Here is a 21,558-nt window from a genome sequence, read left to right as displayed (position 1 = left end):
AGAAATTGAATGGACGTTCAGCTAGAGCGCCGCTGCGACAGCTTCCGCCCCTGGCACGGCCATCAGCTGGGCGAAGTCCTGCTTCATGCGCTCCATGGCGTCATTCTGTACCATATTTACCGCAACTCCGATGGCGTTGGCAAAACCATAGGAATCGGTGCCGCCGTGACTTTTGACACAAATGCCGTTGAGACCCATCAAAATGGCCCCGTTATAGCGGCGCGGGTCGACCTGGGCGCGGAGGCCATTGAGGGCAGGTCTGGCAAATATATAGGCGATTTTCGACCAGATGGAGGCTGAAAAGGTCTGTTTCAGCCAGTGACCATAAAGTTTCACAGTGCCTTCGATGGTCTTCAGGGCGATGTTGCCGGTGAAGCCGTCGGTCACCACCACGTCGACCGTGCCCTTGGCGATATCGTCGCCTTCGACGAAGCCCACGAATTTGCCGGGCAGCGGCACGTCGCGCAGAATGGCGGCAGCGACCTTGACCGCATCATGACCCTTCAATTCCTCGGCGCCGACATTGAGAATGCCCATGCTGGGCTCCTGAACGCCCAGTACCAGCCTGGCGAACACGTTCCCCATGACGGCGAACTGGACGAGGTTGTTGGCATCGCATTGCACATTGGCGCCGAGATCGAGCATCACGCTCTCGGACCGCATGGTCGGGAAGAACGAGGCGATTGCCGGCCGGTCGATGCCGGGCATGGTCTTCAAGACGAACTTCGCCATCGCCATCAGCGCGCCGGTATTGCCGGCCGACACCATGGCGCCGGCTTCGCCGTGCTGCACGGCATCGATAGCAAGGCGCATGGAGCTGTTGCGGCCGGCGCGCAGCGCCTGGCTCGGCTTGTCATCCATCGAGACGACGGAATCGGTATGTCGGATGGTGCAGACCTTGGCGAGTTCGGGGAGCGCGTCGAGCATCGGCTTCAGCCGCGCTTCATCGCCGAACATCAGGAAGTGCACATTGGGGAAACGCTGGCGCGCAATATCAGCGCCCCTGATCACCATATCAGGAGCGTTGTCGCCACCCATCGCATCTAGAGATATAGCCAGGCTGGTGCCCACCCCGTCACTCCTTCCCGGCCATCATAGCAGCGGGTTCGGAGTTACGCTGCGTCTGCCTCGGTACCCTGGGCGACGACCTCGCGGCCATCATAATGACCACAGGAACCGCACACATGATGCGGGCGCTTCAGCTCGCCGCAATTCGGGCATTCGGCCGAAGTCGTAACCGTCAGCGCATGGTGGCTGCGGCGCATGTCACGGCGCGACTTGCTGGTTTTCTTCTTGGGGACTGCCATGATCCACTCTCTTCACAAAAAAATAGCGGCGGCACGAAAGCCGCCAATGGGCGGGTAGATATCGAAAATCCTGGGGGATGGCAAGTCCATTACCAAATCAGCCAAAGCCGCCTTGGTTCTGCCGGTCAAGCCCTACTTCTTCAACTTATCAAGCCCGAGGAAGGGCTTACGGCGGCCGGCCAGTTCCAGATCGACCACCACATCACTTTCCTTGGGCTCAAATTCCTGCGGCAATGCGGCCCCTTCCTTGCGCGGATAGGGATCGAGGCCGAGGGAGAGCTGTTCGGCGATAATAACGCCTAAATCGATCTTGCCGTCGAGAATCGGCTCCGGCGGGTCGGAATCATCGAAATCGATGTCGATTTCCGTGAGATCCGGCTCCGGCTGAGCATCACCAAAGGTCAGGCGGAAGCTCTCTGCGACCTTGGCCGGGACCGGCTCCAGGGTCACGACACAGGTCTGCACGACCTCGCTCTCAAAACTTCCCTTCACCTCCACCAGACCGGAACTGAGACGCCGCAGGCCGACCTTGGCGACCAGCCGGTGAATGGCCTGGAGATCGAGAACCTCGGCCAGGGCAGCACGCTCGGCCTCATTTGCCTCAAGCTGGCGCTCGGTCTGGCGGGCGCTCACCGACGTTGCCTCGATTTCCCGTGAGAATACTGAAATATCAGAATCTTGACGTGACATGCTTACTCAACCCCATAACCGGATTGTGGGTCGGACTGACCACCCGAGGGCGAAGCGGGGAAGTCGAAAATGCCACGCATGATACGATCAACCGGCTGCGTGTCGGCCAATTCCTTAGCGCGGCGGAGATAATTGGCGACCACCCGGACCGCATCCTTATCGGGGTCGGTGGTGCCGTAAAGGTTCCGGCGCAACGCCCCCTCGATGTCGAGCTGGCTGCCGGCCAGGGCCGCTTCATAGGCGTTAATCCGGCCCTGCAGGGCCTCGGTCATGACCCGGATCCTCTTGCCGACACCGACATCGCCGGCACCCAGTTGCCGGAGCGACGCCTCCATATCCTTAATGAGCGTGTCATAGAGGGACTGGGCCAGGATCGCCGACCGGTCACCCTGCCCGCGCAATCGCTGGAAAATGAGGAATGTGTGTAGCGCCACCATGTCGAAACGCCCGTCGACCGTGTCGGGGACACCCAGCCGCTCATAAAAGACCCGGTCGCGGGCCTGGGCCACCAGCCGGTTGAACAGCTTGGCGGCAACCTGGTTGACCTCGCCAGGTCCCTGCAGCATGCGGGAAATGAGGCTGCCTAATGCCGATTGTGCCACCCTGAAACCTGCTTCCTGATCTGGGGCGCGGAGACGCGCGGCCAAGCCGCCCCTACCATCCGTGCCATTTCCTTGACGTCCGCTACGACCGGTGCGAATTTGCCACCGCGCGCCAGCTGATTTGGCAGGACCGTACTTTCGGGCCGAAGCGGGCGCAACATATTTGGCAGTTCCCGGAATGACGTCCATGGTCGCCCAGCTTTTCCGCCCCACCACCACCCTGCGCGCGGCCCTGATGGTGGGCGCCCTCGGTTTAGGCGTCCTGCTCGGCGGCTGCCAGAACAAGATCGTCCAGCATGGCAACGTCCCCGACGAAGACCAGGTGGTGCAGATCCAACCCGGCCAGGATGACAAGAACCGGGTTGAACAATTACTGGGTTCCCCCTCCACCACCGGCAATTTCGGCGAGGAGATCTGGTATTACGTCTCCAAACGCACCAGCCAGACGGCGTTCTTCGACCCCGACACGATCGACCAGGGGGTCCTTGCCATCACCTTCGACAATGGCGGCATCGTCCAGGACCTCAAGGTTTATGACCAGACTGATGGCCGCCTCGTGGCGATGGTCGACCGGACCACGCCGACCCATGGCAATGAGCTGACCATCATCCAGCAGCTGCTCGGCAACCTCGGCCGCTTCAATCCGGAAGGCGACAAAAAGGGCCCCACTGGAACGACCGGCGCACCTGGCGGCGTCTAAGCCACAAAACCGCTATCTCCGAAAATCGCAGGGGCCTCGAAACAAGTTCCTTATTTGTTCCAGCTTCGCTATTCTGCCGCAGGCAAGTCTTGAGTTCGGCGGAAGGATAGGGCGGATGGAAAATAAGGGCATGGCCTTTCGCCGGCTGCATGAGCAGCCGGACACATTCATCATCCCCAACCCCTGGGATATTGGGACGGCGCGGATCCTTGCCGCGATGGGCTTTCAGGCACTCGCCACAACCAGTGCCGGCATGGCCTTCTCGCTGGGCGTTGCCGAGGGACAGGTTGCACGTGAAGACACTTTGAAACATTGCCGGGATATTGTCGCGGCAACGCCCCTGCCTGTGTCAGCCGATCTCGAAAAGGGATTCGGTGACAGTCCGGAAAGTGCTGCTGAAACCATCCGCACTGCCGCAGGCATCGGTCTTGCCGGCTGCTCGCTGGAAGACCACACGGGGCGGCCGGATGACCCAATCTATGATTTTGCACTGGCGGTCGAACGGATCGAGGCAGCGGCACAAGCGCGCAACACCTTGTCGCACGATTTTGTCCTGACGGCGCGCTGCGAGAATTTCCTCTGGGGCCGGCCCGACCTCGATGACACGGTGCGGCGATTGCAGGCCTATGAAAAAGCAGGCGCCGATGTGCTCTATGCGCCAGGTCTCCATGACCTTGAGACGATCCGAACCGTGTGCAGGTCGTTGGCGAAGCCGGTCAATATCGTGATGGGCCTGCCCGGGACGACGTTCGGCGTGGCGGAACTGGCAGAGGCCGGCGTCAAACGCATCAGTGTGGGGTCGGCACTGGCGCGGCTTGCCTATGGTGCCTTTGTAGACGCCACCCGGGAAATGCGCGCGCTAGGTACCTTCCGCTTTTCCGAGAAGGCCATGGGCTTTGCCGAGTTGCAGGGCTTTTTCACGGGTACCACCAAAGCCTGAGGCTTTGAAGACTGGGCCGGTGAGCCGCGATTATTTTGAGCGTGGTGACGATATGGCCATGCCGTGCAGAAACAGCGCCACAGCTTTGCAGACATGCTCATCCTGCGCGCGCGCGCTCATCGACGGCGCCCCGAGCAGGGCATTCCTGAGCGGCCTGCCTATGATCGCCTGAACGAATTGCTGGTCGAGAAAGGCGACGTCCTCGCTCTGCACCATGCCGCGGTCCGCCAGGCGGCGAAAGAGGAGGCGGATTGAATCCTCATTCTCGGACGCGCCGTATTGGGAGACGCGTGCGCGGAGCTCAGACAACCGCGCCGCTTCAGCGAACAGAATGCGGTGAAAGGCGATCGACTGCGGCGACAGAACGATGCCCAGCAGCTGCCTTCCGGTGGCCGTGAGGACATCGGACAGACTCCCCTCACTCTCGCCGACCTTCGCCAGGGCCGCGCGGGCTTGGTCGGCCATGCGAATCACCACAGCCTGAAACAACGCGTCCTTGTCCGCAAAGCGGCGGTAGAGCGTCAGTTTTCCGATACCGGCATGGGTGGCGATGGCTTCGATGCTGGTCTCGCCATAACCGTTTTTTGTGAACAGTTCGGCGGCGGCATCGAGAATGCGGCCGTGCAGCTGTTCAGCCTCCTCCAGCGACGGTCGGCCGCCATAGGGACGCTTCGCGCGGCTGGATTCGCGACCGGATTCTTTAAGAGGCGGTGTCTTTCTCGGCGTCATGACTCGTGTTTAGCACAGGATTTCGGGGGCGGTGAAAATAAATAGAACGATACGGTTGCGTTCTAATATTTTGAAAGATAAGGTGGCGCCATCAAAGGCCAAGCCGAGAGGCGCCACCATTCAAGGAGAGAAAAGTGACATCAACTCCATCTGCACTGCGGGCTGGCGCGACATTGCTTGCAGGACTCGTCGCGTTTCTTGCGATTTCGCCAGCGCAGGCTGAGGACACAAAGGGCTTCAGCGGCTACCTCACCCTGGGCGGCGCTATGGTGCCGGATTATGAAGGCTCCGAAGACTACCAGGCTGCACCCTTCGCCGCCGGCAAGCTGGCCTACGACGAATATTATGTCGAGGCGCGTGGATCCAAGCTCCGCGCCAACGTGATGCCGGCAGGTGTGTTTCCCTTTGGCCTCGAGCTTGGTCCGTCTCTTGCCTATCGCTTCGGCCGCGACGATGTGAAGAATGATGACGTCGACGCCTTGCGAGACGTTGACGGCACCTTTGCTGTGGGCGGATTTGCCAAGATCTATACCAATGCGGTGCTGGATGAGAGCGACCAGCTAGGCTTCGATGTTGAAGTTCTGGGTGGCATTGGCAGCGATCGTGACGGAACGGTCATCACGTTCGGACCATCCTATAGTTTTTCGCCTTGGGACAGCCTGCGGCTCGGCTTCAATGCCTCCGCTACCTATGCCAGCGACAGGTACAACGAAACCTATTTTGGCATCGATGCCGACAACGCTCTGCGAAGCGGCTTGCCAACCTATGATGCCGACGGTGGCATCAAGGATCTCGGCCTCTCCGTCAATGCGACGTATATGATGACGGAGCATTGGGCCATCACAGGAAATGCGAAAATCACGCAACTGGTGGGCGATGCTGCCGATAGCCCGATCGTCGACGATGCAGGGAGTGCGACACAGGGCGTCGTTGCTGTCGGCATTGTCTTCAACTTCTGAGAGGTCACTTGGGCTCCCGCGCCGTTCATCGGATCAGGCGTTGCCGGCGACCGCACCCCGAGACCTCCTCTTCAGGCCAAACAAAAACCCCGGCCAATTCCTCGGCCGGGGTTTCCGTTTCAACGATGATCGCTCTGCTTAGCCGGCGAGTGCTGCCAGCAGGAGCAAGGCCACGATGTTGGTGATCTTGATCATCGGGTTGACGGCGGGACCGGCGGTGTCCTTGTAGGGATCGCCGACCGTGTCACCGGTCACTGCGGCCTTGTGGGCGTCGGAGCCCTTGCCGCCGTGATGGCCGTCTTCAATGTACTTCTTGGCATTGTCCCAGGCACCACCGCCAGAGGTCATCTGGATGGCGACGAAGAGGCCCGTGACGATCGTGCCCAGCAGCATGGCGCCGAGGGCGATGAAGCCTTCAGCCTGCGAGGAAACCAGCGTCACCACGAAGTAGAGCACGATCGGTGCCGCCACCGGCAGCAGCGAGGGGATGATCATCTCCTTGATCGCCGCGGTGGTCAGCATGGCGACCGCCTTGCCATATTCCGGCTTGGCTGTGCCTTCCATGATGCCCGGGATTTCCTTGAACTGACGGCGCACTTCGACGACGACCGAGGCCGCCGCACGACCCACCGCCATCATGCCCATGGAAGCGAACATGAACGGCAAGGCGCCGCCAATGAACAGGCCGATGACGACATAGGGGTTATTGAGCTCAAACTTGATCTGGTCGATGAGCTGCGGGAAGTAGTGCTTCAGATCCTCGGTATAGGCCGCGAACAGCACCAGGGCCGCAAGCGCTGCCGACCCGATGGCATAGCCCTTGGTGACAGCCTTGGTGGTGTTGCCGACCGCATCCAACGCGTCCGTCACCTTGCGCACTTCCGGCGGCAGCTCGGACATTTCCGCGATACCGCCAGCGTTGTCAGTGACCGGGCCGTAGGCATCGAGCGCTACGACGATGCCGGCCAGCGACAACATGGTGGTGGCGGAGATGGCGATGCCGTAGAGACCGCCGAAGCTGAAGGCCGCGACGATGGCCGCCGAGATCACCAGCACCGGAAGCGCACAGGCCTCCATGGAAACCGCAAGGCCCTGGATGATGTTGGTGGCATGGCCCGTGGTCGAGGCCTGCGCCACCGACCGCACCGGACGGTAGGCCGTCGAGGTGTAGTATTCGGTGATCCAGACCAGGAGACCCGTGACCGCAAGGCCGATGACAGCGCACCAGAAGATGTCGCCGCCGGTCAGCGTCGCCCCTTCGATGGCACCGAAGCCGAACAGATACGAGATCAGTCCGGCAATGATGACGATCGAAATGATGCTGGCGGTGATGAGGCCTTTATAGAGCGCGCCCATGATGTTCTGGCTGGCGCCCAGTTTGATGGCGAACATGCCGATGACCGAACCGATGACGCTGGCACCGCAGATGAGCAGCGGCAGCAGCACCAGGGTTTCCTTCATCGGGCCGGTGAAGAAGATCGAGGCCAGCAGCATGGTGGCAACCACGGTCACCGCGAAGGTCTCAAAAAGATCAGCGGCCATGCCGGCGCAATCGCCGACATTGTCGCCGACATTGTCGGCGATGACGGCGGGGTTGCGGGGATCATCTTCCGGAATACCGGCTTCGATCTTGCCGACGAGGTCTGCGCCGACATCGGCGCCCTTCGTGAAGATACCGCCGCCCAAGCGCGCGAAGATCGAAATCAGCGAGGCACCGAAGGAGAGGCCGACAAGAGCTTCGAGCAAGGGACGCTCTTCGATACCCATATTCTTGAGGATGCCGTAATAGCCGGCGACACCGAGCAAGCCGAGACCGACCACCAGCATGCCGGTGATGCCGCCCGACTTGGCTGCGACGGCAAGCGCCGGACCCATGCCACGGCGGGCTGCCTCAGCCGTGCGCACATTGGCGCGGACCGAGACGTTCATGCCGATATAGCCGGTGATGCCGGAAAGCACCGCGCCGATGACGAAGCCCACGGCCGACAAATAGCTCGACATGAAGATGGCAAGGACGACCGTCACGACGACGCCGACGATGGCGATCGCGGTATATTGCTTGTTCAGATAGGCGTTGGCACCCTCTTGAATCGCCGCCGCGATTTCCTGCATGCGCGCATTGCCGGCACTCTCCGCCAGGACGGATCTGGTCGCCCAGATGCCGTAGAGCAGCGCGAAGACGCCGCAGGCGATTACTCCCCAAAGCCACGAATCCATTCTTGTATCCCCTATTCAGAATTGAGTTGGCGTGTCGCCGCTTGGGGTCGATCGAACGCCTGGGGAGGCGCTCAAAGTCACCTGCGGCAATCATTAAAAGTGGCCGGAACATAAAGGAATCGGCATGCTGTTGCAACTAACCGACCCGGGTGGCGGTCGGCACGCTGTTCGCCAATCCGCTGATTGCATGGAATCATTCCGAGTCGGCGGCAAATGCTGCGCCGCACCAAAAACTCAAATGGCCGGCCTGGTCGCCCAGATTTGCGCCGGCCGCAATTCGCCCTTGTCCAGCACCACGGTGAGAGAGCGCCAATCCTCGACAAAATGCGCGTTATCCGCCGCGCCCATTTCGGCCAGCATCATCGGGGCCAATTCGCCCTGCATGCGGGCCAGTTCCTCATGGGCCTCGACGCGGTAGCGGTCGGTGATATCGGCGAGCCTGATGTCGATGAAGCCGGCACTGTGCAACAGTTCGCCATATTCCGCCAACGTCACGAGATGATAGGTGAGCCCTTCCATCTCGAAGAAATAATCCATGTCGCGGCTGTAGGCGCCGGGCGCTTTCATCCAGTCGCCCGCAGCGATGCGGCCACCCGGCTTCAGCACACGGCGAATTTCGGCAAAATGCGCCGCCTTGTCCGGGATGTGCAGCCAGGCATCCTTGCCGAACACCACATCGAAGCTTTCATCCTTGAAGGGAAGCGGGCCTGGTGCCACCAGTTGAATGTCGATCTTGTTACCCAGGCCGGAACGGCGGATACGCTCCTGGGCACGCTCAACAATCCCGGCAGAGACGTCAATGCCGGTGACGTGCTGCGCTCCTAGCGCGAGAAGCACCTGATCGAGACCGCCCAAACCACAGCCGATATCCAACACATGCTTTCGCCCAAGATCAAGGCCACCGGCGATCTCGCGCACCGCCTGCGGACCACCAGGTGACAGATAGCCCTCGCCCCAAATCATCTGCAGGAGGGTCAGCATGCGACCGTCATATTCTTCCGATGCGTCGGTCATTTCTTATCCCTCCCCTCTTCTTCGTCGTCTCCGGGCTTGACCCGGGCATCCACGCGATCGACGGCTACAGTGGATCCCCGGATCAAGCCCGGGGATGACGAAAATTAGGAAGCCAACAGACGTTCCCGCCGCCAACCGAACATGAGCGACATGGCGATGAGGGCAACGGGCACCATGGCACCGCGCAAGACCCAGTCCCAACCGAAGGCCTGCTCGACCGTGCCGGCGATATAGGAGCATAGCGCCACCCCGGAAAAGATCATGCAATCATTGAAGGCCTGGATCTTGGCACGTTCCGAGGGGTGGTAGCATTTGGTCAGCTGGCTGGTCCCGGCGACATAGAGGAAGTTCCAACCCAGGCCGAGCAGGAGCAACGCCAGCCAGAAATGATCGATGGCAACACCGTTCATGCCGATGGCGATGCTGGCTGCATAGCATAGAACGCCTGTGGCCATCACGCGGTACTCGCCAAAACGGCGGATGATATGGCCGGTCACGAAGCTCGGCGCGAACATCGCCAGCACATGCCATTGAATGACATCGCCGATGCCCGAGATAAAACGAAAATGCAGCGCGGCCGCACCAAAGCCGAGATCGAAATCGATGACGTTGTCCGGCCCTGATCCCAATACAAACCCACAGAATTTCATCGCCAGCGGTGTCGCTGTCATGATGAAAGACATGACCCCATATCCCAGTGTCGCTGCGACAATGGCGGACAAGGCACGCGGCTGCAGGACGATCTCGGCCAGCCGGCGCGCCGGCACCTGGACATCGCTGGGTTTCGTGCCGGCAACCTGCGGCAAATCCAACGGCAGCAGCATGAGGACGACGATGACCGAGAGAATGACGATGAACAGAAAGCCGCCGGCAAAAAGATGCGGCAAAAGGAGGTCCTGCCCAAATATAGCCAGCGGCTTGGCCAACAACGCGGCAATGATGCCACCGGCCATGACGAGCGAGATGGCCTTGGGCCGGAACGCATCGTCGGCCGCTTCAGCCGCGGCAAAGCGATAGAACAGGGTGAAGGCAGCTGAAATGCCGAAGATCGCGTTGCCAAAGGCGAACAGCCAGAAGCTGCCGACATAGGTGGCTGCTGCCATGATCAGGCCACCGACAATGCCGATGAGCGCGCCAATCATGAAGCCACGCTTGCGGCCGACCCGCTTCATCAGGAAGGAGGCTGGAAAGGTTGTCAGCATGGTGGCAATGAATTGGCAGGCAAGCGGTAATGTCGCCTGCCCAGTATCGGGCGCCAGCATCTGGCCGGTGAGCGCCGACGTCAGGATCATGATCGAGTTGCCGATCATCGCCGTCGCCTGCGCGATGGCGAGGACGAAGACAGCACGGTGGGCGCTCACCACGGGCAACGACATAACGGGCGCGGTCATTTATAGACCTGCATGTCCTTGATATAGATCTGGTGGATCATGCCGGGGCCAAACTTGGCTTCCGCCATCTTGGTCAGCCGTGCTTCAAGATAGGTCCGGTCGAAGCCGCCCTGCTCCACCATCTTGCGCGGCAGCAGGCCATGAAGCTCGGTCAGGATCCCGTCGGTCAGCAGCGGCATGCGGTCGGTCACTGTTTTCTGCTTTTCCGGATCGTCGAATACCACCGTGATCAGGAAGTCGACGCGCTGCGCGGATTTGTTGTTCTTGATAATCGAGATCGAGGTCAGCGGTAAATCGACCTGGCTGAGGACCGGTGGCGGCGCTTCCTCAACCACGGGGGCGCCGTCTTCCGGCGTGCGCAGGAAGAACCACCACGCCGCGGCGGCACCTCCACCCAGCAGGATAAGAACGACGAGAATAAGGAGGAGCTTCTTCATGCACCCTTTGGCGTCAGGCAGGATTGCTTTTGCAACAGTCGGCCGTCACTCTACACGAACCCCGTGATTCCCCAAAAGCAGAGGATTTTCATGACCATAGGCGCTGTCATCTTTGACTTCGGCAATGTTCTGGTGGGCTGGGACCCGGAAAACCTCTACCGCCAGCTCATTCCCGACGCCGCCGAACGCAAGGCTTTCCTGCGCGACGTCTGCAGCCCGGCCTGGAATCTGGAGCAGGATCGCGGGCGGAGCTGGGCGGAGGCGATCGCCATCCTGAGTGCTGAGCATCCGCAGCACGCGCCGCTCATCCGCGCCTTTCATGAACGCTGGGACGAGATGGTGTCAGGGCCGGTCGCCGAGGGTCATGACATTCTGGCAAGGGTCCTAGCCGCGGGCGTCCCGGCCTACGGCCTCACCAACTGGTCGGCCGAGACCTATGAAACCGGCAGCCGTCACCTGCCCTTCGTGAAGGAGATGAAATATGTGGCCGTCTCCGGCCATCTGCGCATGATCAAGCCGGAGCCGGAGATCTATCAGCATCTCCTGGGAAAGATCGCCCTGCCGCCAGACCGCTGCGCCTTCATCGACGACAACCACGCCAATATCGAAGCAGCGCGGGCACTCGGCATCAAGGCCGTGCATTTCCGCAATGACGGGACTGCGTTGGACGAACTGCGCGGGTTGGGGTTGGGGGTTTGAACGCAGACCATCTTCCGCCATCTGCTCTACCGTCATCCCCGGGCTTGACCCGGGGATCTCGTGCGACTGGGCAGGGCCCGTCACGTGCAGACTGATGCCCGGGTCAAGCCCGGGCATGACGGCAAAAGCGAAATCAGAAATGCTTGAACCCGCTGCTGCCGATCTCGAGCGCCGCACCATCGCGGTCGATGACGGAGACCCCCTTGCCCGCCACGATCTCGCCGATCGCGGTCAAGGGCAGGTCGAGTTCGGCAGCGAGGCCCAGCAGATCGGCAACAGATTCGGGTGCTGCCGTCAGCAGCAGCTCATAGTCATCGCCCCCGGTGAGGAGCAGCGGCAGCAGGTCGGTTTCGTCGGCGAGGATGGCGGCGGCTGGTTCCGAGATCGGCACGTCGGTCGCCCGCAGGATGGCACCCACCTGCGACGCCTCGGCGATATGCGCGAGGTCGGCCACCAGGCCATCGGAGACGTCCATCATAGCGTGGACATGACCGGTCTTCAGAAGAGCCTGGCCCAGCGCCACGCGTGGTTGCGGCAGATGATAGCGGCCGCTCAAATAGCGCCGGTCGGCTTCGGGCTGGCCCAGAAATTCGTGGCGCAGCACCTTGAGGCCCAGCGCCCCGTCGCCGATCGATCCGGAAACGAGGATGACATCGCCGGGCTTGGCGCCATTGCGCCGGATGGCGCGGCCGGTGGGGACCGTACCGATGGCGGTGAGAGACAGGCTCAGAGGCCCGGGCGTCGCCACGGTGTCGCCGCCCATCAGGCCGATCCCGAATTCCTGCTGGTCGGCGGCAAGGCCACGCGCGAAATCCGCCACCCATTTTTCATCGATCTCGGGGGAGAAAGCAGTCGCCATCAGGTAGCCGACAGGTGTGGCGCCCTTGGCGGCCAGATCCGAGAGATTGACCCGCAGCATCTTGCGCGCAACCAGGTCGGCCGGGTCGTCGGGGAGGAAATGGACGCCGGCCACGAGGGCATCGACCGTCAGGACCAGTTCATGGCCCGGAGGTGGGGCGTAGGTGCAGGCATCGTCCTGGAGCCCCAGCGCGCCTGGCATGCTGGCGGCAAGCGGAGCGAAATAGCGCGCGATGAGGTCGAACTCACCCGCCAGTTTTGCCACCGCGCCCCTCGCCCTTCCCGCCCAGTTCGCCCGGCCGCAGGGACTGCGCCAGCTTGTCGAGGACACCGTTGGTCATGCCGGTTTCCTTTTCGCCGAAGAACGCGTCGGCCACGGCAACATATTCGCTGATGACGACCTTGGGCGGCACGTCCTGGCGATGGGCGAGTTCAAAGGCACCGCAGCGCATGATGGCGCGCAGGATCGATTCCAGCCGTTCGACGCGCCACTCATCGGAGATGACGGCCGAGAGCATATCGTCGAGTTCCGAGACACTGGCCGCAACGCCGCGGACCAGCTCAGCGAACAGCTTGCGGTCGGCCGGCGGCAGCTCCGCGTCCTCGCCTTCCTGCTTGCGCCGGGCGATGCGGTGGACGCCGAATTCGGTGATGATCGTGTCCGGCTTGGTGCCGGTCTGCTCCCACTGATAGAGCGCCTGCACGGCCGCAAGGCGGGCGGCACGGCGTTCCAGCGCCAGTTGCTGGCTGCGTTCCTTGGCGGAAAGAGTTTTATCCTCAGCCATTTACGACACCAGCTGCTTGCGCGCGGCGATCAGGCTCAAGGCGGCGAGAGCCGCCCCGCCGCCCTTGTCGAGCTCGTTGGCCTTGGCTCGGACCCAGGCCTGCTCGTCATTCTCGCAGGTGAGGATCCCGTTGCCGATGCAAAGGCCGAAATCGGTCGCAAGTGTCATGAGGCCCCGGGCGCTCTCGTTGCAGACAGTCTCATAGTGGGTGGTCTCGCCGCGGATGACACAGCCCAGTGCCACGAAACCGTCGAAGGGCTTCTTCATCTGGCCGGCCTCGGCCGCGAGATGCGCCAAGCGGATGACAGCCGGAATTTCCAGGGCACCCGGAACGGTGAAGCGCTCATATGTGGCGCCAACCGTGGTTAGGGCGCGCTCCGCGCCCTCCCAGAGGGCGTCCGAGAGGTCCTCATAGAAGCGAGCCTCGACGACCATGATATGTGGCTTAGCGGTCATAATTCCTAAACTCTGAAGGGATTGTTGGCGCCTTCTTAGCGGCTTAGGCCGGTCAGGTCGAGGGTCGCTTTAGTTTCCGTCTTGCCCCAGGAGCCGTGCGACATAACGCGCGATGAGGTCGATCTCGAGATTGACCCGCTGGCCGACCACGGCCTTGCCCAGATTGGTGGCCTCGCGGGTGATTGGAATGAGGCAGACGCCGAAGCGCCGGCCAGCCACTTCGTTGACCGTCAGGGACACGCCGTCGATCGTAACCGAACCCTTGGACGCGATATATTTTGCCAAATTTTCAGGAGCTTCCACGGTCAACCTCAGGCTGCCCTGATCTTCCGCGGCGATCGCCACCGTGCCGATTCCGTCAACATGGCCAGCCACGATATGACCGCCGAGTTCATCGCCGACCTTGGTGGGGCGTTCGAGATTGATGCGGCTGCCGAGCTGCCAGTCCTTCAACGTGGTGACGTTCAATGTCTCCTGCGCAGCCTCGAAAGCCAGCCAACCGGCACCTTTTTCCACCACGCTGAGGCAGCAGCCATTGCAGGCGACCGACGCCCCCAGGGCGATGTTGTTGGTGTCATAAGCGGTGGCGATTTCGAGCCGCGTCACGGCACCCGGCCGCAATGCCCGGACGGTGCCGAGGTCCGTCACAATTCCTGTAAACATCTTTTATGATCCGTATCTTATCGCCCAAAACGAAAGTTCGCCCTCAAGCCGGTTTGCGGTAGAGGGCGAGCCCGTCGGAGCCTATGCGCTGGTCGGACAGAAGCGCAAAACGCTGGATCCGGTCAAGCTGCCCCCTCCCCAGCTCACCGATACCAGCCATGCCGTCATCGCCGATCACGAGAGGCGCCTGGAACCAGGCAAGGCGGTCGACGAGGTCGCTGGCCAACAGACTGGTCGCCAGATTGGCACCACCTTCGACCAGCAGTCGGGTGAGGCCTCGCTCCCCCAGCGCCCGCAGCACGGCGGCCAGATCCACCCGCCCGGACGTACCCGTCGGCAGCTGGATGAGGGTGACGCCGGCCTCCCGGTAAGGAGTCAGCCGAGCCGGCGCATGGTCGGCCCCAGTCACCAGCCAGGTCGGATGGCGGGCCTGGTTGGTGAGCAGCTTGGCGGTCAGCGGCAGCCGGAGGCGACTGTCGAGAACGATCCGGACGGGCGAACGCGCCTCCAGTCCAGGCAAGCGACAGGTCAGTTCCGGGTCGTCTGCGAGGGCCGTGCCCGACCCCACCAGGATGGCGTCATGGGTGGCACGCAACTGATGGCCGACGCTCCTCGCGGCATGCCCCGTGATCCATTTGCTCTCCCCCGACAGGGTGGCGATCTTGCCATCAAGCGAGGTTGCAAGCTTCAGCGTGACAAGCGGGCGGCCAAGAGCCAGGCGGGCGAAGAAGCCGGCATTGAGTTCGACGGCCTCCTCTTCCAGGACACCTTCCAGGATCTCGATGCCGGCGGCTTTCAGGATGGCGGTGCCGCCACCCGCGACCCGCGGGTCGGGATCGCCAGTCGCAATAACGCAGCGCTTGATGCCGGCCGCCACCAGGGCGTCGGCACAGGGCGGTGTCTTGCCATGATGAGCACAAGGTTCCAGCGTGACATAGGCGGTAGCACCGCGCGCACCGGCTCCGGCCTGCGCCAGCGCCTCGGCCTCGGCATGGGGCCTGCCACCCGGCTGGGTGAAGCCGCGCCCCACGACGCGGCCGTCGGCGCCGACGATGACGCAGCCGACGCTGGGGTTGGGCCAAGTGCGGCCGAGCCCGCGACGGGCCAGGCCCAGCGCCGCCCCCATATGGGCGCGGTCGCTATCGCTGAGAACGCTAGTCGTTCTCGCCACCGAGCTTGCCGATGAAGGTCTCGAAATCCTTGGCTTCGCGGAAATTGCGATAGACCGAGGCAAAGCGCACATAGGCCACCTTGTCGAGGCTGGCCAGCGCATCCATAACGGCTTCGCCGATCATCGAGGTCGGCACTTCGCTTTCGCCGGAGCTCTCAAGCCGGCGAACGATGCCATTGACGACCCGCTCCAAGCGCTCGGCGTCCACCGGGCGCTTCCTGAGCGAGGTCTGCATCGAGCGCATCAACTTGTCGCGCTCGAAGGGTTCGCGCTGCCCATTGCTTTTCACCACCACAAGCTCGCGCAGCTGCACGCGCTCGAAGGTCGTGAACCGGGCGCCACAATTGCCACACTGGCGCCGGCGGCGGATCGCGGCGTTATCGTCGGTCGGCCGCGAATCCTTCACCTGGGTGTCTTCATTGCCGCAGAACGGGCAGCGCATATTTCCCCTCTTCCCCTCTTAACCCCGACTATCGGTTCGGATAGATCGGGAACTTGCGGCACAAGGCTTGAACTTCCTTGCGCACGGCAGCTTCCGTCGCCGAATTGTCATCGGGATGCGCCGCGAGCCCATCCAGCACGCGGCAGATCAGTTTACCAATCAGGCGGAATTCCCCGGTGCCGAAACCGCGCGTCGTCCCCGCCGGCGTACCCAGGCGGATACCCGAGGTGATCATCGGCTTTTCGGTGTCGTAGGGAATGCCGTTCTTGTTGCAGGTGATGCCGGCATGGTCGAGCGTGATCTCGGCGGCCTTGCCGGTGAGCTTCTTGGGCCGCAGGTCGACCAGCATCAGATGATTGTCGGTGCCGCCGGTGGTGACGGCAAAGCCGCCTTCGATGACGGTTTCGGCCAGCACCTTGGCATTGTCGATGACCTGCTGGGCATAGACCTTGAACTCGGGCTTCAGCGCTTCGCCAAAGGCCACGGCCTTTGCGGCGATGACATGCATCAGCGGACCGCCCTGCAGGCCCGGGAAGATGGCCGAGTTGATCTTCTTACCCAATTCCTCGTCGTCGGCGAGGATCATGCCGCCGCGCGGACCGCGCAGTGTCTTGTGTGTCGTGGTGGTAACGACATGGGCATGCGGGAACGGGCTGGGATGCAGCCCTGCGGCCACGAGACCGGCGAAATGCGCCATATCGACCATGAACACCGCGCCGATTGCATCGGCGATCTTGCGGAAGCGCGCAAAATCCCAGAAGCGCGGATAGGCCGAACCGCCGGCGAGGATCAGCTTGGGCTTGGATTCCAGGGCCAGGCGTTCGACTTCATCCATGTCGATGCGCAGGGTCGCGGGATCGACCGTGTAAGACACGACCTTGAACCACTTGCCCGACTGGTTGGCGGGCGAACCGTGGGTCAAGTGACCGCCGGCCGCGAGATTGAGGCCCATGAAGGTGTCGCCCGGCTGCAGGAGCGCCATGAAGGCACCCTGGTTGGCCTGAGCGCCCGAATGCGGCTGGACGTTGGCGTATTTGCAGTTGAACAGCTTCTTGGCGCGGTCGATCGCGAGAGCTTCGGCGATATCGACATATTCGCAGCCGCCGTAATAGCGCTTCGCCGGATAACCTTCGGCGTACTTGTTGGTGAGGACCGACCCTTGCGCCTCAAGCACCGCGCGGGAGACGATGTTCTCCGAAGCGATCAGCTCGATCTGATCCTGCTGGCGATGAAATTCCTTGCCGATCGCGTCGAAAATGGCCGCGTCCTGGTCAGCCAGCGGCTTGTCGAAGAAGCCCGGCATCGGCTTATAATTGTTGGTGTCTTTGTTCATTCTCTTAACCTTTCCTGGCCATCGCCTGGCGCCTCAAAAAGCAACCGGCTTTCCCAAGCATTATCCCAGCTTGGCGACGCGATTTTGGTGACGGCCGCCTTCGAATTCTGTCCCAAGAAACACCTGCAAACAGTCCCGAGCGACATCCGGACCGGTGGTCCGGCCGCCCAGGCACAGCACGTTGGCATTGTTATGCAGCCGCGAGAGCTTGGCCGTCAGATGATCATGGCAAAGGGCCGCCCGGACGTGGGGATGGCGGTTGGCGGCGATCGAGATGCCGATGCCCGACCCGCACACCAGGACACCGCGTGTCGCATCGCCTGCTTTCAGGGCCTGCGCCATCTTCACGGCAAAATCCGGATAGTCGACCGAGGCCGGGCCATCGGCGCCAAGGTCCAAGGGCTCGAAGCCGAGCCGTTCAAGCTCCTGCTTCAATTGAGTTTTCAGCTCAAACCCAGCATGGTCACTGGCAATTGCGATCTTCTCAGCCATATCTTGGCGTCTCACCCGGCCCAATATGCAAGATGCCCAAACCCGCCGGGCACGGCGGGTTCAGGCGGGCCCACCATATAGCCGGGCCGGGGTCCGCGCCAACCACAAACTATGCTGAATTCTGCGATAGAGCCGGCTATTCCCGCCAGGGCTGGCCGTCGCGCCAGACATACCAGATATAGTCGGCGTGGGTGAGGTCGCCCTTCTCGTCCCAGCTGAGGTCACCCAGGATGGTTTTGACGCTGTTCTGGCGCAGGTAGGCGCCGATCGCCTGGGCATCCGTCCCCTTCGTCGCCTCGGCGGCGGCGGCAAAAACCTGAATTGCGGCGTAGGCGTTGAGCGTGTAGCCGACCGGGTCGACGCCCTGCGCACGCGACCGCGCCACCACGTCGGCAGCGTCCGGCCTGTCGACCGCAGGGAGCGCGTCGCTGAAACGGACCCCGGTCCCGCTCCCCCGGGAATAGGTCCAGAACTCCGGATTGTTGAGGTCATCCGGGCCGATCACTTCCGTATCCAGGCGCGCGGTCCGGATGGCCCAGGTCAGCCGGCCGATATCGTCGCGATAGGCAGCGACATAGATCGCCTTCGGGCGGACTTCCTTCATCTTGGCAATGAGATTGGCATAGCTGGACTGCCCCTGCGAGAAGGCGCCGGCGATGGCCGGCTTCACGCCCTTTTCCTCAAGGCGTGCCAGCAGGCGGGCGGCAATGCCCTTGCCATAAAGGCCGCTATCGCTAAGCACGGCGATGGGTTCACCGGCATAGGTCTTCAGCAAATAGTCGGCAGCGATATCAGCCTGCATGTCGTCGCGGCCGACAACACGCAGCATCGTCGTCACCTTGTTTCTGGCCGCGTTGTCGGTGAGCAGCGCGTTGGTGGAAGATGGCGTGATCTGTAACACATCGGCAGGCGCGTAGATTTTGGACCCGCGGATCGACGAGCCGGAACAGAAATGGCCGTCGACAAAGACCACGCCTTTTTCGACCAGATCGTGCGCAGCATCGTCAGCACGCTCCACGCCGCATTCGTCATTCGCCACCTCAAGCTGGAGGGTCCGGCCCATGACGCCGCCCTTGGCGTTGATGTCGGCAACCGCCATCTCGGCACCATGGTGCAACTGCTCGCCAAAGATCTGAAGCTCGCCCGTCATCGGTCCGGCAACGCCGATGATGATGCGATTATCCTCTTCCGCTGCCTTGCGTGCCGCAGCTGCGCTTGCCGCGGCGCGTTCCTGGGCAGCCTTGAGGATCGCGGGATCGACAGGGCTGCTGGAACAGCCGGCCAGCAACAGGGCCACCAGGAGATGGTGGGCAAAGCTCCAGCGCACCTTCAACACATTACCCCCAACGAGACTTCTTCTGGCGCAACGATTACGCAGCGCAGGCACCGGATGCAAGCACCTCGCACACGCACAAAACGGAATGCAAAGCCGTGGCATAAAAAAAGCCCGGGCCGAGGCCCGGGCTTCTTCCTTTGGTTCCGAAGAACCGAAAGGCTTAGTTCAGCGGCTCTTGGATGGCTTTGCCATCGTGCCAGACGTACCAGGCGTAGTTGACCTTGGTCAGGTCGCCCTTGGCGTCCCAGGTCAGATCGCCGATCGCCGTCGGGATCGAACCGGAGCGCAGCGCTTCGGCCACCTTGGCACCATCCGTCGAGTTCGCCTTGGTCGCAGCAGCGGCCCAAGCCTGGATCGCGGCATAGCTGTTCAAGGTGTAGCCTTCCGGCTCGTAATTGTCGGCGCGGAACGCCGCAACCACGTCCTTGGCGGAGTCGAGATTGACCGCCGAGGCGCCGTCGGAATAGCGCAGGCCTTCACCGGCCGGGCCGGAGATCGACCAGAATTCCGCGGTGTTGAGCGCGTCAGCCGAGATCACAGCGGCCTCAAGGCCCTGTTCACGCGCCTGGCGGACGATCAAGCCCACGTCATTGTGGTAACCACCGATGTAGACGGCGTCGATCTTGGCGTCCTTCAGCTTGCTGATGAGCGCCGAGAAGTCCTTTTCCTTGGCGGTGTAGGTGTCGCGCACAGCGACCTTGCCACCGGCAGCTTCAAAGTTCTTCGCCGTTTCATTGGCAAGGCCCTGACCGTAAGCCGACTTGTCGTCGAGAATGGCGACGTTCTTGCCGCTGTAGGTCTTGGCCAGCCACGGACCAGCGAAGACGCCCTGGGCGTCGTCGCGGCCGCAGGTGCGGAACACGGTGGTGATGCCCTTGGCAGCGGCGTCTTCAGTCAACGCCGGGTTGGTCGAAGCCGGGGTCATCTGCAGGATGCCTTCTTCGGCATAGACGGCCGATGCCGGGATCGACGAACCCGAGCAGAAGTGACCGGCGACGAAGACAACGCCCTTCTTCACCAGATCGTTGGCAACCTGGACGGCCTGCTTCGGATCGCACTGGTCGTCACCGATTTCCAGCTTCAGCTGATTGCCGAGGACACCGCCCTTGGCATTGATGTCGGCAACCGCCTTTTCCGCACCACGCTTCAGCTGTTCGCCGAAGGCGGCCAGTTCACCGGTCATCGGACCAGCGACAGCGATGGTGATGTCGTCCGCCTTGGCCACCGAAACGGTGCCAAACGCGCCGATAGCCAGAACAGCGGCAAGCGCCGTCGAGCCAATCAAGTTCTTAAGCATAGATCCCTCGCATAAAGCCTGAGTTTTCACTTACCCCTGCGGTCTTCCGCCGTCAGGTTAAGCTGCCGGCATCTTCCCGCCTTACTGCAGCCGGGTCAATCCTAACCGGTTGCAAAACTCCGTGATCCGTCTTCGAGCGGTGGTTTGTCTGACTTATTAGGTCTTAACCCTGGGTTGTGGCCTTTTCCCGCCAATTGAACAGCCCGTTACGCTCATAAATCCAAGGATATTGAGCAACCATCTTGCGCACCTGGGTCAGGCGGTAGGCCAGCAAGGCAAAGCCGATGATGACGACGGTGTTCAGCAGGATCGCCGGGATATTGATTGGCGGCGCCTTGAAAAGCGCCCAGGCAAAGAAGCGCTCGGCGGCGACCAGCAAGAGGCCATAAACGATGTTCTGCCACACAGGGCGCCATGTTTCGGCAATGGCCTGTCCCATCATGAATGACGCGCCACCGAATATGATGACGGTCACGAACAGAAAAACCAGGACGTCCTGCATGTCAGTGCCCCCCTTCGAGATAGGCGGCCCGGACTTCCGCATTGCTAAGGAGCTCGGCACCTGTCCCCGACAAGGTGATGGTGCCGTTGACCATGACATAGCCGCGATGGGCCAGCTTCAGTGCGTGGTTGGCGTTCTGCTCGACCAGAAACACCGTCATGCCCTGCTGCTCGTTGATCTCGCGGATGACGCTGAAGATCTGCTTGACGATAAGCGGTGCCAGGCCCAGCGACGGCTCATCCAGCAGCAGCAGACGCGGCCGGCTCATCAAGGCCCGCGCAATCGCCAGCATCTGCTGTTCGCCGCCCGACAAGGTGCCGCCACGCTGCCCTGCACGTTCCTTCAAGCGCGGGAAGATTGTGAACACACGCTCAAGATCGGTATCGAAGTACTGCACATCACTCGTGATGGCACCCATGCGCAGATTTTCTAACACCGTCATGCGCGGGAAGATGCGGCGCCCCTCCGGCGATTGGGCTATGCCAAGGCGCATGATCTCGTATGTCGGCATCTGCGCGATGTCGCGCCCCCCCCCCCC

25 protein-coding genes are annotated in these 21,558 nt (G+C 62.0%); 4 read left to right on the top strand and 21 right to left on the bottom strand.

Annotated elements, in window-relative coordinates:
* Positions 1–21 precede the first annotated feature (21 nt).
* The 4 genes from plsX to AC1DWZ_RS21195 form a co-directional block, all read right to left on the bottom strand.
* Positions 22–1,071 carry a phosphate acyltransferase PlsX gene (plsX, locus tag AC1DWZ_RS21210; protein WP_477170944.1) on the bottom strand — a complete coding sequence of 350 codons (1,050 nt, stop codon included), beginning with the start codon at positions 1,069–1,071 and terminating at the stop codon, positions 22–24.
* A 41-nt stretch (positions 1,072–1,112) separates the two neighbouring features.
* Positions 1,113–1,307 (bottom strand): 50S ribosomal protein L32, encoded by a 195-nt coding sequence (gene rpmF, locus AC1DWZ_RS21205; protein WP_298689984.1) that lies wholly within the window; start codon positions 1,305–1,307, stop codon positions 1,113–1,115.
* Between the two features lie 132 nt (positions 1,308–1,439).
* Complete coding sequence (locus AC1DWZ_RS21200) at positions 1,440–1,940, bottom strand: DUF177 domain-containing protein (protein ID WP_477170943.1); 501 nt, start codon at positions 1,938–1,940, stop codon at positions 1,440–1,442.
* Between the two features lie 59 nt (positions 1,941–1,999).
* Complete coding sequence (locus AC1DWZ_RS21195) at positions 2,000–2,644, bottom strand: ubiquinol-cytochrome C chaperone family protein (RefSeq protein ID WP_477170942.1); 645 nt, start codon at positions 2,642–2,644, stop codon at positions 2,000–2,002.
* A gap of 142 nt (positions 2,645–2,786) precedes the next feature.
* Between AC1DWZ_RS21195 and AC1DWZ_RS21190 the strand changes: the two genes are divergently transcribed.
* Positions 2,787–3,299: an outer membrane protein assembly factor BamE gene (locus tag AC1DWZ_RS21190; RefSeq protein WP_477170941.1), complete on the top strand. Its 513-nt coding sequence runs from the start codon at positions 2,787–2,789 to the stop codon at positions 3,297–3,299.
* Between the two features lie 115 nt (positions 3,300–3,414).
* Positions 3,415–4,239 (top strand): isocitrate lyase/PEP mutase family protein, encoded by an 825-nt coding sequence (locus AC1DWZ_RS21185; protein ID WP_477170940.1) that lies wholly within the window; start codon positions 3,415–3,417, stop codon positions 4,237–4,239.
* Between the two features lie 30 nt (positions 4,240–4,269).
* Here AC1DWZ_RS21185 and AC1DWZ_RS21180 read toward each other — a convergent pair whose 3' ends face one another.
* Positions 4,270–4,968 (bottom strand): TetR/AcrR family transcriptional regulator, encoded by a 699-nt coding sequence (locus tag AC1DWZ_RS21180; protein ID WP_477170939.1) that lies wholly within the window; start codon positions 4,966–4,968, stop codon positions 4,270–4,272.
* Positions 4,969–5,102: 134 nt separating this feature from the next.
* On the opposite strand from AC1DWZ_RS21180, the gene AC1DWZ_RS21175 reads away from it, so the two are divergent.
* Positions 5,103–5,927: a MipA/OmpV family protein gene (locus AC1DWZ_RS21175; protein ID WP_477170938.1), complete on the top strand. Its 825-nt coding sequence runs from the start codon at positions 5,103–5,105 to the stop codon at positions 5,925–5,927.
* Between the two features lie 138 nt (positions 5,928–6,065).
* Here the strand turns inward: AC1DWZ_RS21175 and AC1DWZ_RS21170 are convergent, their stop codons facing one another.
* From AC1DWZ_RS21170 to AC1DWZ_RS21155, 4 genes are all read right to left on the bottom strand, one after another.
* Entirely contained in the window at positions 6,066–8,144 is a 2,079-nt protein-coding gene (locus AC1DWZ_RS21170; protein WP_477170937.1) for a sodium-translocating pyrophosphatase, read from the bottom strand.
* Between the two features lie 234 nt (positions 8,145–8,378).
* Positions 8,379–9,158 (bottom strand): methyltransferase domain-containing protein, encoded by a 780-nt coding sequence (locus AC1DWZ_RS21165; protein ID WP_477170936.1) that lies wholly within the window; start codon positions 9,156–9,158, stop codon positions 8,379–8,381.
* 104 nt (positions 9,159–9,262) lie between these two features.
* A complete protein-coding gene (locus AC1DWZ_RS21160) occupies positions 9,263–10,549 on the bottom strand; it encodes an MFS transporter (protein WP_477170935.1) in 1,287 nt (428 codons plus the stop codon).
* Complete coding sequence (locus tag AC1DWZ_RS21155) at positions 10,546–10,986, bottom strand: hypothetical protein (RefSeq protein ID WP_477170934.1); 441 nt, start codon at positions 10,984–10,986, stop codon at positions 10,546–10,548. The genes AC1DWZ_RS21160 and AC1DWZ_RS21155 overlap by 4 nt, the downstream gene beginning before the upstream one ends.
* 90 nt (positions 10,987–11,076) lie before the next feature.
* Here AC1DWZ_RS21155 and AC1DWZ_RS21150 point away from each other — a divergent pair, with 90 nt between their 5' ends.
* Positions 11,077–11,685 (top strand): HAD family hydrolase, encoded by a 609-nt coding sequence (locus tag AC1DWZ_RS21150; RefSeq protein WP_477170933.1) that lies wholly within the window; start codon positions 11,077–11,079, stop codon positions 11,683–11,685.
* A gap of 133 nt (positions 11,686–11,818) precedes the next feature.
* Here the strand turns inward: AC1DWZ_RS21150 and thiL are convergent, their stop codons facing one another.
* The 12 genes from thiL to AC1DWZ_RS21090 form a co-directional block, all read right to left on the bottom strand.
* Entirely contained in the window at positions 11,819–12,808 is a 990-nt protein-coding gene (thiL, locus tag AC1DWZ_RS21145; RefSeq protein WP_477170932.1) for a thiamine-phosphate kinase, read from the bottom strand.
* A complete protein-coding gene (gene nusB / locus AC1DWZ_RS21140; RefSeq protein WP_477170931.1) occupies positions 12,789–13,328 on the bottom strand; it encodes a transcription antitermination factor NusB in 540 nt (179 codons plus the stop codon). Before nusB ends, thiL begins: the two co-directional genes overlap by 20 nt.
* Entirely contained in the window at positions 13,329–13,784 is a 456-nt protein-coding gene (gene ribH, locus AC1DWZ_RS21135; RefSeq protein ID WP_477170930.1) for a 6,7-dimethyl-8-ribityllumazine synthase, read from the bottom strand.
* A gap of 69 nt (positions 13,785–13,853) precedes the next feature.
* Complete coding sequence (locus AC1DWZ_RS21130; RefSeq protein ID WP_477170929.1) at positions 13,854–14,447, bottom strand: riboflavin synthase; 594 nt, start codon at positions 14,445–14,447, stop codon at positions 13,854–13,856.
* 43 nt (positions 14,448–14,490) lie between these two features.
* Positions 14,491–15,618: a bifunctional diaminohydroxyphosphoribosylaminopyrimidine deaminase/5-amino-6-(5-phosphoribosylamino)uracil reductase RibD gene (gene ribD, locus AC1DWZ_RS21125; RefSeq protein ID WP_477170928.1), complete on the bottom strand. Its 1,128-nt coding sequence runs from the start codon at positions 15,616–15,618 to the stop codon at positions 14,491–14,493.
* Complete coding sequence (gene nrdR, locus AC1DWZ_RS21120) at positions 15,602–16,060, bottom strand: transcriptional regulator NrdR (protein ID WP_477170927.1); 459 nt, start codon at positions 16,058–16,060, stop codon at positions 15,602–15,604. The genes ribD and nrdR overlap by 17 nt, the downstream gene beginning before the upstream one ends.
* Before the next feature lie 28 nt (positions 16,061–16,088).
* Positions 16,089–17,393 carry a serine hydroxymethyltransferase gene (gene glyA / locus AC1DWZ_RS21115; RefSeq protein ID WP_477170926.1) on the bottom strand — a complete coding sequence of 435 codons (1,305 nt, stop codon included), beginning with the start codon at positions 17,391–17,393 and terminating at the stop codon, positions 16,089–16,091.
* A 60-nt stretch (positions 17,394–17,453) separates the two neighbouring features.
* Complete coding sequence (rpiB, locus tag AC1DWZ_RS21110) at positions 17,454–17,885, bottom strand: ribose 5-phosphate isomerase B (protein ID WP_477170925.1); 432 nt, start codon at positions 17,883–17,885, stop codon at positions 17,454–17,456.
* Positions 17,886–18,021: 136 nt separating this feature from the next.
* Positions 18,022–19,221, bottom strand: coding sequence for a branched-chain amino acid ABC transporter substrate-binding protein (locus AC1DWZ_RS21105; RefSeq protein ID WP_477170924.1), 1,200 nt, complete (start codon positions 19,219–19,221; stop codon positions 18,022–18,024).
* 160 nt (positions 19,222–19,381) lie between these two features.
* Positions 19,382–20,518: a branched-chain amino acid ABC transporter substrate-binding protein gene (locus tag AC1DWZ_RS21100; protein ID WP_477170923.1), complete on the bottom strand. Its 1,137-nt coding sequence runs from the start codon at positions 20,516–20,518 to the stop codon at positions 19,382–19,384.
* A gap of 163 nt (positions 20,519–20,681) precedes the next feature.
* Positions 20,682–21,020 carry a DUF6867 family protein gene (locus AC1DWZ_RS21095; protein ID WP_477170922.1) on the bottom strand — a complete coding sequence of 113 codons (339 nt, stop codon included), beginning with the start codon at positions 21,018–21,020 and terminating at the stop codon, positions 20,682–20,684.
* Between the two features lies 1 nt (position 21,021).
* The coding region (locus AC1DWZ_RS21090; protein WP_477170921.1) for an ABC transporter ATP-binding protein at positions 21,022–21,558 on the bottom strand (537 nt) is incomplete at its 5' end.

Source organism: Dongia sp. P2_B8 (assembly GCF_056404715.1).
This window is presented reverse-complemented; position numbering and strand designations above follow the sequence as displayed.